At 40.5% G+C, this 11,746-nt stretch carries 11 protein-coding genes; 1 reads left to right on the forward strand and 10 read right to left on the reverse strand.

Features of this window, described 5'->3' with window-relative positions:
• Positions 1 to 67: 67 nt before the first annotated feature.
• From P20311_RS07790 to P20311_RS07820, 7 genes are all read right to left on the reverse strand, one after another.
• A complete protein-coding gene (locus P20311_RS07790; protein WP_008111449.1) occupies positions 68 to 772 on the reverse strand; it encodes a TorF family putative porin in 705 nt (234 codons plus the stop codon).
• An 8-nt stretch (positions 773 to 780) separates the two neighbouring features.
• Positions 781 to 1,998, reverse strand: coding sequence for a BCCT family transporter (locus P20311_RS07795; RefSeq protein ID WP_008111451.1), 1,218 nt, complete (start codon positions 1,996 to 1,998; stop codon positions 781 to 783).
• A gap of 166 nt (positions 1,999 to 2,164) precedes the next feature.
• On the reverse strand, positions 2,165 to 3,832 hold the full coding sequence (gene betA / locus P20311_RS07800) for a choline dehydrogenase (protein ID WP_008111455.1): 1,668 nt from the start codon (positions 3,830 to 3,832) through the stop codon (positions 2,165 to 2,167).
• Between the two features lie 9 nt (positions 3,833 to 3,841).
• Positions 3,842 to 5,305, reverse strand: coding sequence for a betaine-aldehyde dehydrogenase (gene betB, locus P20311_RS07805; RefSeq protein ID WP_008111456.1), 1,464 nt, complete (start codon positions 5,303 to 5,305; stop codon positions 3,842 to 3,844).
• A 1-nt stretch (position 5,306) separates the two neighbouring features.
• Positions 5,307 to 5,882: a transcriptional regulator BetI gene (gene betI / locus P20311_RS07810; RefSeq protein ID WP_008111458.1), complete on the reverse strand. Its 576-nt coding sequence runs from the start codon at positions 5,880 to 5,882 to the stop codon at positions 5,307 to 5,309.
• A gap of 440 nt (positions 5,883 to 6,322) precedes the next feature.
• Positions 6,323 to 6,625 carry a hypothetical protein gene (locus P20311_RS07815; protein ID WP_024600891.1) on the reverse strand — a complete coding sequence of 101 codons (303 nt, stop codon included), beginning with the start codon at positions 6,623 to 6,625 and terminating at the stop codon, positions 6,323 to 6,325.
• Positions 6,625 to 6,882 (reverse strand): DUF3081 domain-containing protein, encoded by a 258-nt coding sequence (locus P20311_RS07820; RefSeq protein WP_008111462.1) that lies wholly within the window; start codon positions 6,880 to 6,882, stop codon positions 6,625 to 6,627. Before P20311_RS07820 ends, P20311_RS07815 begins: the two co-directional genes overlap by 1 nt.
• A gap of 146 nt (positions 6,883 to 7,028) precedes the next feature.
• Here P20311_RS07820 and P20311_RS07825 point away from each other — a divergent pair, with 146 nt between their 5' ends.
• A complete protein-coding gene (locus P20311_RS07825) occupies positions 7,029 to 8,309 on the forward strand; it encodes a flavohemoglobin expression-modulating QEGLA motif protein (protein WP_036933200.1) in 1,281 nt (426 codons plus the stop codon).
• Between the two features lie 72 nt (positions 8,310 to 8,381).
• On the opposite strand, the gene P20311_RS07830 is transcribed toward P20311_RS07825, so the two are convergent.
• From P20311_RS07830 to astA, 3 genes are read right to left on the reverse strand one after another with little or no spacing between them, the layout of a single operon-like run.
• The gene (locus P20311_RS07830; protein WP_008111467.1) at positions 8,382 to 9,185 is read right to left on the reverse strand and encodes a DUF1338 domain-containing protein; all 804 of its coding nucleotides are present in this window, start codon (positions 9,183 to 9,185) and stop codon (positions 8,382 to 8,384) included.
• A gap of 28 nt (positions 9,186 to 9,213) precedes the next feature.
• Positions 9,214 to 10,680: a succinylglutamate-semialdehyde dehydrogenase gene (gene astD, locus P20311_RS07835; RefSeq protein WP_008111470.1), complete on the reverse strand. Its 1,467-nt coding sequence runs from the start codon at positions 10,678 to 10,680 to the stop codon at positions 9,214 to 9,216.
• A gap of 8 nt (positions 10,681 to 10,688) precedes the next feature.
• Positions 10,689 to 11,723 (reverse strand): arginine N-succinyltransferase, encoded by a 1,035-nt coding sequence (gene astA / locus P20311_RS07840; RefSeq protein ID WP_008111473.1) that lies wholly within the window; start codon positions 11,721 to 11,723, stop codon positions 10,689 to 10,691.
• Positions 11,724 to 11,746 lie beyond the last annotated feature (23 nt).

Below are 11,746 nucleotides of genomic sequence, written 5' to 3' on the forward strand. Positions count from 1 at the left end.
TAGGCAATAAAAAAACACGCTACTGGGTAGCGTGTTTTTTGTGTTTACTAAATGGTAAACCTAGTTATTACAAGTCAAATGTACGTGAGATAGCAAGTACAATTCGCTCATCTGCGTAATCGTAATCTAGGCTGGTATTCTCAGCAGCCACTTCAATGCCAAACCCTTCATAGCTCGTTTGGTATGCTAAGCGGTAGTGATAATACGATTTGTCGCCCTTAGCTTCATCCCATTGGAACTTATTGCCATCGAGTGAGTTTGAAATATCAAAGCTGGCACGAATCGCATGATTTGGCGCAAGCTCGTAAGTGTGCGCAATCATAGAAATCACATGGCCAGTATCGTAGCCAAAGTAATCCCAGCTGTACCAAAAGTTAAGCTCTGTTTGGCCGTAGTCACTGGTGTAACCAAATTTAGTATACGCTTCGGCGTAGTTACCATCGCTGTTATTACCTTGGTAAGTGTAATAAGCAATACCGTAATCCAGGCTTACTTGTTCGTTTAACTGAATGTATCGGCCTACATAAGCATCTAGTTCAAAGTCGGTGTCATCACCAAAATCTACGTTTGATGCCCATACACCGGCATAAACACCGTTATCATACGCGTAGTCAAGGCTTGCTTGCAGTGCCGGATCGTTATCTGTTTGTGATACACCATTAAAGGTGTAATCAGATGCAGCCGTAATCGTTGTTGACCAGTTAGCCGCTGCCGTTGTTGATAAAACGGTGAACGGTAAAGCGATAAAAAGTTGTTTTAATTTATTGTTCATGTGTTTTACTAGCTGATAGTTTCTATTTTTGTGTAATCAATTTTATTCGCTTTAGGCGATCCTTCGATATTGCTGACCGTTTTAAGTTTGCTGTAGGCAATAAAACCAAGGCAAATAAAGAATAACCCTATAACTAAAGCACCCACCCATTGAATTTGCAAAAACTCAAGCTTAAATAGCAATGTTAGTAGCGACAAAGCGACAACGTTCATGGCAATATATTTAAATTTACCAAAGCGTTTTACGGTTAGGTTTAAATTATCTGTGTATAAACGAATCAGTGAATCGAGCGAGTTAATAACAAATACGATACCTACAAACACCATAGCAAAGTTTTTGATTCCCTCGGTTGGAATACCGGCTTCATGGTAGTGATATAACACACTAAACCAGATAGCGATTGGAATCGATGGGAAAATCAGCATAGCACCAAGGACTTGATAGGTTTTTAAACCGCCCACAAAACGCGATGTAAATTGACCAATCATAATGCTCCACGCAAACCACCAAAATAAGTAAAACTCATGGTAATCATTCAGTGGTAATACAAACTCATTGATGTTGGCAAAGTAATTACCAATTAATCCAATGTTTTTAGTAAATGCAGAGAGTTCGCTATCGCCAAATAAGAAGGCATCAGCCCACATAAAACCAATTAACGCGATAAACAACCAAGTAGTAGCAATGCTTAAAAAACGAACATATTTAATATCGGTGCTTGAATACACCGCAAAACAAATAGCGGCAAGCACGATTAAGTAAAACTCAGGAATAACATTCGAGCCGTCTCCGAGTTCAGGTAAATACCACGGTAGGTTGCTCAATAGTAAGTAAGCGGTAAACGCACAAGTACCAATGATAACTACGTTGTTTAAAAATTTAACCCATGGAATTTCAAAAAATTTTACTTTGGGTTCTATTACACAGAAATAAAAGCACGTAAGAAAATAAAATCCCCAAATTAAAAATCCCCAATAACCAAACTCAATAGAGAGAGGGTTGGCAAATGCATATTCTGGGCTTGCTTTTATGTCTGCATAACCGGCAAATTCGGTTAAAGGAAACATAATGAGGCCAACGTCTAGGCCCGAGGTAAACAGGATTGCTATAAAGGTGAATGTTCTCACTGGTGTGACGCCTACTACGCGTACATTGCCCCATTTAATTAAAATAGCAACAATCGCAAGTAAGGTGAAAATAATGCCAGCATTAAGCCAAATAGTCATTATCGCCCTCCCAGAATGAATAAAAGTAACACATATATACTCCGTTTTTTATTGTGCTTGCATTAACACAGGCATAACCTATTTATGCTTGTGAGCCACTGCAAGGCGCATAAAGGCACTCCTTAAAGCATTTTGCTTAAAGGAGTGGCCTTTATGGCAGGCTAAATTAAAGGGTTTTATTTCGTTGTGTAGTTTGCCAATCAGTGGCATTCACAACATCAACTCCTGTATGAGCTAAGGGCTTATTTCCTAAAATAATATCAGCGGCTTTTTCGGCAACCATAATGGTAGGCGCATTTAAATTACCGTTAGGTATTGTTGGAAAAATTGACGAGTCAACCACACGCAAGCTTTGCATGCCATGCACTTGAGTGTTTGAATTAACCACCGCCATGGCGTCTTCACCCATTTTACAAGAGCAAGAAGGGTGGTAAGCACTTTCTACTGCTTGGCGCACAAAGGCATCAATTTGCTCATCAGTTTGAACTTGTTGCCCTGGTTGAATTTCTTCACCACGGAAATTGTCAAAGGCAGGTTGTTCAATGATTTCACGCGTTAAACGTACGCACGCTCTAAAGCCTTCAATGTCGTCTTGATGCTCAAGATAATTAAACACAATTTTTGGTGGTTGTGTTGGATCAGCTGATGCAATGGTGACACTGCCACGACTTTTAGGTTTGTTATGACCTACATGCACTTGAAAACCATGCCCTGCAAAAGCACTGCGTCCATCGTAACGCATTGCTGCCGGTAAAAAGTGATACTGAATATCTGGCCATTCAACACCGGGTTTTGAGCGAATAAACGCACATGATTCAAAGTGATTAGTTGAGCCTAAACCTTTACGGGTAAGCAGCCATTTTGCACCAATCAAGCCTTTTGAAAACAAGCCTAATTTACCGTTTAAAGTAATGGGTTGTTTACACTTATATTGAAAGTAAAACTCGAGATGATCTTGCAAGTTTTGACCAACACCTGGTAGGTGATGTTTTACTTCAACACCTGCTTTTTCAAGTATTTGTGTATCACCAATACCGGACAGTTGTAACAGGTGAGGTGAACCGATAGAGCCCGCACTTAAAATAACCTCTTTATTTGCTTTGGCTGTTTTAACTGTGCCATTGAGCTTGTATTCAATACCGGTTGCTTTTTTACCGTCTAAAATAACGCGCTGCGCAAGTGCACCGGTTACAATTGTTAAATTACTGCGATGCTTAATCGGATCTAAATATTCACGAGAGGCTGAGCTGCGCACACCGTTTTTAACGGTCATGTGCATAGGGCCAAAGCCTTCTTGTTGAGCACTATTATAATCAGCTGTAGTGGCATAACCCGCTTGAGCACCAGCATCAATAAAGGCGCTATACAAAGGGTTTTCCATGTTATTACCGTTATTAACGCCAAGGGGGCCTTTTCCACCACGATGGCTGTTTTCACCTAGGTAAAAACTTTCTGCTTTTTTAAAATACGGTAAACAGGCTTGATAATCCCAGCCATTAGCGCCATGTTGCTGCCATTCATCAAAATCTTTCGCATGACCACGTACATACACCATGCCATTAATAGATGATGAGCCGCCAAGCACTTTACCGCGTGGGCAGTGCATTTCACGGTTATCTAAGTACTTTTCTGGCTGCGTATGAAATTGCCACGCATACTTATCGGTATTCATTGGAATCGACAGAGCAGTGGGCATTTTAATAAAGATGCTTTTATCGCTGCCGCCGGTTTCAAGTAACAATACTTTGTTACTTGAATCTTCAGACAAGCGATTTGCTAACACACAGCCTGCAGAGCCTGCGCCTACAATAATATAATCAAAAGAGTGGTTCATAATGATTCCTTAAAATGGGCTTTCTATGTCAGCCATACCAACATAAACAGACTTAGTTTGCGTGTAATGATCAAGCGTTTGTATGCCGTTTTCGCGGCCGATACCTGATTGCTTATAGCCACCTACAGGCATTTCTGCCGGCGAGTTACCGTAAGCATTGATCCAACAAATACCGGCTTGTAGCTGATGAATAACGCGATGAGCACGTTTAATATCGCTGGTGAAAACGCCTGCAGCTAAACCTAAGTGAGTGCCGTTAGCACGTGCAATTACATCATCTTCGTCATCAAATACTAAAACGCTCATTACTGGGCCAAAAATTTCTTCTTTAACGATGGTCATTTCATCGTTGCAATCAACAAATACGGTTGGCGCTACAAAATAACCATTTGGCGCAGATGCTGGTGAAAGCGTTGAGCCACCGGTTAATAGCGTTGCCCCTTCTTCAAGGCCTTTGTTGATGTAGCTCAGCACTAAATCTTGATGCTTTTTAGAAATAAGCGCGCCAAAGTTAGTGTTTAAATCTTGTGGATCACCGGCAATAATATTGTTTTCGGTGCGAGTTTTAAGCTCATCAATAAACTGCTGGTACACATTTTTGTGAACATAGATACGAGTGCAATTAGTACAAATTTCACCTTGGGTATAAAAGTTCCCTAACATTGCCGCGCTTACTGCTTGCTCTATATTGGCATCGTCAAAGACAAGTAACGGCGATTTACCACCTAGTTCCATAGTCACATCTTTTAATGTACCTGCAGCACTGGCGACGACTTTCTTACCGGTACCTACTTCACCAGTAAACGATACTTTTTCAATATCTTGGTGTGCAGTAAGCCATTGGCCTACTTCACTCGCGCCTTGAACTACATTGAATACGCCAGCGGGTACACCTGCTTCAATAAACACCTCTGCTAATTTAATTGCGCCAAGCGGGGTTTCTTCTGAAGGTTTAAAAATAAATGCATTACCCGCTGCAAGGGCAGGGCCAGACTTCCAACATGCAATTTGTAATGGGTAGTTCCATGCACCAATACCAGCACAAATACCTAAAGGCTCTTTGCGTGTGTAGTAAAAGTCATCGCCAACCATTTGTTGTTGACCAACTTGTGCAGGGGCAAGGCCTGCAAAATATTCAATTACATCTGCACCTGTTTCAACATCTACGCAGTTAGCTTCTTGCATTGGTTTACCGGTATCGAGCACTTCAACTAGTGCAAGCTCATCATTACGCTTGCGTAAAATAGCAACGGCGGTTAATAAAATACGGCTGCGCTCAATAGGGGTCATGGCTGACCAAACTTTAAAGCCTTGTTTTGCACTTTCAATTGCTGCGTTTTGAACGTATTCATCGGCAACTTCAACGGCATAAATTACTTGGCCGGTTGCAGGATTTACTACATCAAATGTTTCGCCGCTTTTGTTTGCAAGGAATTGACCGTTGATAAAGTTTTGATAGATAGGTGTAGTCACGTTAGGCTCCATATTGCTTGATAAGTGAATGCACGTAGTTTTTAGCCAGTGATTCACTGTGTTTAAACTGATTTTCGTCTGATTGGCTTAATACGGCTCGTAGCCATAAACCATCGATCATTGCTGCGGTTAACTCTGCCGCGAGATTTGCTTGCGCTAAAGGCATTAATTGCTTAAATGAAACGGTTAAATTGCTTTGCAAGCGTTTGCTGTTTACATTTTGTAAACGATGAAGTTCCTTGTCGTGCATTGATTGCGCCCAAAAACTTAACCACGTCCGAGTGGTGTCTTTTCGTTGTTGTACTAGCGCAAAGTTTGATTCAACAATAAACATTAACCTTTGAGTTGGCGTGGTCTTTTCATCTACTTTGCTGATCAAGTCATCTTTCAAGTTAGACAGTAAGTAACGCACAGTTGCTTCAATTAGCCCCTGTTTCCCACCAAAGTAATGGCTAATTATGCCAGAGGACATCCCCGCATTTTTGCTAATACTATTAATTGTGGTTGCTTGTAACCCTTTTTGAGCAACTGACTCTATTGTTGCGTCAATTAGCTGCTGACGCCTTACAGGTTCCATTCCAACTTTAGGCATAATTTTTATTAATTGATCGTTCAATAAAGATAAGCTTAAGGTAATAGCTCTAACAATTCAAGGTTCGTGCAAATGGTGAGTGTCTGAAATGTGGATAAATAATTAATAAAATAAGTCTAAAATGAAGTTATATTAACAAGCTGGATTTTTATAAAATATCATTTAATAACAACTTGTTACGTGTGTTTTTTTTGATTGCTTTTTGCGGTGTAAATATTTTTTTTACATAATTGGTGAAACTTTTAGTGATTTATTTATTAGTGTGATAAATATTAGAGTACTAATTGTATTTTTTGTGGGCAGGTTACTTTAAAAAGCGGTAAGGCGAGTTTGTGGGAAGATCCAAGAAAAAAGATTTAGGAAGTGTAATATGAGATTAATTTACAGAAATGTTAACTTAGTGAAGAGATAAATAAAGACGCTGTTTAGGTTTCAACAACGCCTTTAAATAACAAAGGATAACGTCTTAAACGGTTGCCAATATAATCGTCAGCCATAATTTGGTCGCAAATTTCATCAATATTATCGGTCGCTTCAAATACCCAATCAAAGCGTTCTATTGCAAGTAAAAATCCACGTTTTAAATGCGTTTGCGCACGGTAATAAGCAAGGTTGTTTTTGATGAGTTGCAGTTTTTCAGGCTCTGCTTTTAATTGCGCAATAACTTGGTTAATAAACTGCAAATTGCGCGAACTGGTTGGTCTGTTTCTTCTATTTGTTGATCGCATCACTCTTCATTAGCTATGTTGTAAAGTTTTTTCAAAAAGTCGTCTTTGTGTTTGTCATGTTCATAATCAAGGTGATAAGTATTATGAAACCCAAAGCGAAGTAAAACACCACTGCCTTGTAAATAGACGGTATAGCCGTCAATATCAGAAAATGCAGTGATCCCTTGATAAAATTTACCTTCTTCTGTGACTTCTCCGCGTTGTTGAATGCGTTCGTAAACCGCTAGAATCTGTTTATTGTCGATTTCATTTTTCATTGTTTGTCCCTTTTATTTAATCACTCATACGCTATAGAAGTGAGGGTCGATCATCATAAAAACAATAGTCTAAAAAGTATGATATTGCTTTGTTATTTTTCATTTATAAATTATGCTCAAAGTTCACTTTTTGTTGAGCTTTTACCATGATAGACAAAGCGTTACTTTTGAAAACTCGTGAATTATCCGACCAACTCATTGCATTGCAAACACCCATTAGAATACTCGATGCAATAAATTGGGATAAACAAATTAAAGAGGAATTTTTTAGACAAAAATGTCAAAAAAATCCACTTATTGATCGTGCTTATTATCAACAGCGCGATTTAGGGTTTGTTCCTAGCGAGTTGCGCCAAGCATTTTCAACACTGCACCGCAATATTATTAACCAGTTGGGGCAATTAAACCCAATTGCACAATATATGGGTAAAATGTGTACCGAATATAAAACGGTTCTGAGCATGCTTGAATACCGCGGTACGCCAGAGTTTCATGACTTATCAGTGGAGCTATTTGGTCATCCTAAAGATTTGTTTCATGCCGGTGAGCCATCGCTATCAGAACTGGCTAATATGCTCGAACAGCCTTTAAAAAATTTACTTGCAGCGGATATTTTGCCTGAAGATCCTAAAAATATTGATGCCAGCGACGCGGTGCGAATTTTATCTGAACAGGTCAATGCCAGCATGCCGGGAATAAACGTAGAGGTAATGCTAAGTGATGGTATTGTCAGCGATGCAGCAGCAGGTGCTAATAATATTAAGCTCAATCAAGATGTTAAGTTTTCTCAGCGCGAATTAGATATTTTAGAAGTGCACGAGGGATGGATCCATGTAGGCACGACTCAAAATGGCTTAGCGCAACCTTATTTAACTTGCTTGAGTAAAGGCACACCAAGCTCTACGGTGACCCAGGAGGGGCTTGCAGTACTGACTGAAATTATTACTTTAAAGTCAACGCCTAGGCGCTTATCAAAATTAGTAAACCGTATTCAAGCCGTCACCAAAGTGATTGATGGTGCAGAGTTTGTAGATATATACCGAGATTATGTGGCACAAGGGTTATCAAAAGACGACAGCTATACCCTTGCACAGCGGGTATTTAGAGGTAGCACGGCAACCGGCTTACCGTTTACCAAAGACATTGCTTATATAAAAGGCTTTGTATTGGTTTATAACTTAATTCGGGTGGCGATACAGCTTGGCAGAATTGACCAATTACCGCTATTGCTGGTGGGTAAAATATCAATTGATGACTTTAGGTTAATATCGCAACTACATGATTTAGGTGTGATTGAAAACCCGCAATTTGTGCCGCCCCATTTTAAAGATTTAAGAGGTCTTGCTACGTGGCTGAGCTTTGGTCGTTTTATTGGTAATTTGTCATTTGAACAATTAGAAAACGACTACAAGCCGTTGTTTTTATAATTTATAAGTGAGCTTTTTCTCAGAGACAAAAAAAGCCCAAAAACGGGCTTTTTTTAATTTAGCACAACACAGTTAACGTGCGTTGGTGCTCTCGAAAATTTTATCTGCAGAGGCTGCAACAAATCCAGTGTAAATTTCACCATCTGGTTTTGGGTAACGAATAGCAAACTCGTAAAAACAGCTAGGAATGCGCATATCGCCATCACTAAAGGTTACGGCGCATTCATCAGCTAATGTTGATGATTGCTCTAATAGCACCTCTGGCGAGCCTTTTACTTCGCCTCCTGAGGTGTTAAGCGCAAAGCCTGCATCTTTAAGAGCTTGGTTTACATCATGGATGTTATCAAACTTAGCTAAGGTGTTAATGTTCACAGTAAAGTGATTAGCACGGTAACCCCACGCAGACATCCACGCCGCATATTCGCTCTCAGCTAATAACTTTTTGTATGTATCGGTGCTTACTTGCCAATGCGTGCCTGAATATAAAAAGTTATCGGCAGTCACTGCGCTTTCGTCAATTTGTGCCACCATATCAGTAACAATTGCTTGTAGTTCAGGCGAGCATTTTTCAACTAATAACTCAGAGATAAAAACTTTAGGCTGTGTCGGGTCGCTATGCTCATAATGTTTGGCGTAGAGTTTTTTTGCTTCAAAGTGGTACTCACCACATTCTTTATAACCAATCGCTAAAAAGTGCGCAGCCAGCTTTTCAAGGCCTACTTTTTCAATATTAAAAGTACGCAAAGCAATATGGTCGTTAATAATGTCGTCTTTTTGAGTTGAGCCTAATAAGTCATGAATTTTATCAGCTGATGGCGTTACGGTTAGGTAGTTTTGCCATAAGTTATCAAATAATGTGTTTACATTGGTATGCATGGTAAATCCTTAAATTTTTCTAAAATTGTTATTCAATTATTAAGCCCGGCGCGAGGGTTTGCGGTAAATTAACTTTCTCTGACTCTACTGAGGCCACTGGGTATGCGCAGTAATCTGCAGCATAGTATGCACTGGCTCTGTGGTTACCACTGGCACCTATGCCACCAAATGGCGCTGCGCTTGATGCGCCTGTAATAGGGCGGTTCCAGTTAACAATACCGGCACGAATACGCTTTAAAAAGTGGCTGTAATCATCTTCGCTGTCTGCAAGTAAACCTGCAGATAAACCAAAGCTGGTGTTGTTCGCTTCTGCTATGGCGCTATCAAAGTCAGTGTAGCGGTATACTTTAATTAGCGGACCAAAGTGTTCTTCATCGGCGATTTCATCGATATTAGTGACATCAATAATCCCTGGGCTGACAAAGCCAGTGCCTGGTTTTAATTGTTTAAGCTCAACGAGTACTTCAGCACCTTGTTTAACTAGGTCAGCTTGCGCTGCAACCATGCCTAACGCGGCTTTTTCACTGATCATGGCGCCCATAAATGGTTGATCATCAGCAAAGCTATCATCGACAAGAATATTTTTGGTTGCACTGATCAGCTTTTCTAAAATCGCATCGCCATTGGCTGATTTTTCAATAAATAAACGACGTGCACAGGTACAACGCTGACCCGAAGTAATAAAGCCCGATTGAATAATATCGTGCACGGCGGCGCTCACATCAGCAACATCTTTAACCACTAGCGGATTGTTACCGCCCATTTCAAGCGCTAAGATCTTACCGGGATGACCAGCAAATTGTTTATGTAATAAATGCCCTGTGTTTGAGCTACCAGTAAAGAATAAGCCATCGATATCTTGATGTGAGGCAAGCGCTTTACCTGTTTCCAGTTCACCTTGAACAAGGTTTATAACCCCAGCAGGTAAGCCTGCTTTTAGCCACAGCTCTAAAGTAAACTGGGCTACGTGAGGAGTTAGTTCTGATGGTTTAAACACCACGGTATTACCCGCTAATATAGCAGGGACTATATGACCATTGGGTAAGTGACCTGGAAAATTATACGGGCCAAAGATAGCCACTACACCATGTGGTTTATGGCGAATAAAGGCTTTTGCGCCAGGCATTGGGTTTTCGGTTGTGCCTGTACGTTCATTGTAAGCACGAATAGCAATAGCCACCTTGCCTGTCATCGCGCCCACTTCGGTGCGTGTTTCCCATAGTGGTTTACCTGTTTCACTAGCAATAACAGTGGCAAACTCTTCGCTGTGTTCTTTTAATTGGGCAACGAAGCTTTCTAAAATGGTAATACGTTGTTCAATTGGCATATCGGCCCATTGAACTTGTGCGGCTCTTGCCGCTTCAATTGCACTGCTAACTTGTTCTGGGCTGGCACCATTACCTTGCCAAACAATTTCGCCATTACTTGGGTTAACAGAATTAAAAGCAGGGCCTTGGCCTGCGTGCCATTGGTTATTAATTAGTTGTGTGTTCATAAATAGTGTTACAGGCGGAAAAATCGCGCTGCATCTCCTTGATTTAAATGAAGTGCATCAGCTACTTCTTGGCTGATAACTAAGGTGTGTTTTGCGTGATTATAATGAGCGTGTTTAGTGAACGTGGCTCTAAAGTCGTTGACCCCTTGATTACAAATTGCGAGGGTATCTGAGCTTTGCTCATTAATATGCTCAAGCTCACCAATGGTAATTGGGCACACCTGTGAATCACGAATACTGCGAATATTACCGAGCTTTGCCTCTACTGTGGGGCCTGCGTCAAATAAATCAACGTAGCCACGGTGTTCAAACCCTTCTTTTTCAAGCAACTTAAGTGCAGGCTTGGTTTTATCATGGACATGGCCAATCACCGCTTGTGCCTTTTTACTTAGCAAGTTTACATAAATAGGGTATTTAGGCATGAGTTCACTAATAAATACTTTATCGCCTAGGCCTACTAAGTGGTCGGCTTGTGGGAATTCAATACTAAAAAAGTGTTCTTGTAACCATTGCCAAAATGGCGAGTGTCCTGCTTCATCGCTTACTCCGCGCATTTCCGCAATTACAGTGTCGGCAAAGCGTTCACTGTGCTGTGCCATAAATAAAAAGCGTGATCGTGATAAAAATCGTCCTGTTAAGCCTTTTCTGTTGTCTTCACGCAAAAATAAAGTACATATTTCTGAGCAGCCAGTGTAGTCATTACACATACTTAAAATATCGACGGTATTGTAAACATTTAAAGTGGGTGAGTGATGGACGGTTTTCCCTAAATGGTAATGGTACAAAGGCACAGATAACCCGACGGCTGCTTCTATGGCGGTAGTACCAATTACTTTGCCAGATTCACTGTCTTCTAAAACAAATAAATAGCTTTCGTCGAGAGGCTTATCTACGTTTTTAGTAAAGCTGCTTTGTGCACGGTCAATTTTTTCTTGTAGTTGCCCGTCATCGACAGGTAAAGAGGTGAAACCATGACCTGATTCAATGGCAATCTCTTTAAGTGCTGCAAAATCATTGACAGTAATAGGACGTAATACTTGCATTAACTACTTACTCCAATAAAGCC

The organism is Pseudoalteromonas sp. BSi20311, assembly GCF_000239875.1.
Classification (GTDB): Bacteria; Pseudomonadota; Gammaproteobacteria; order Enterobacterales; family Alteromonadaceae; genus Pseudoalteromonas.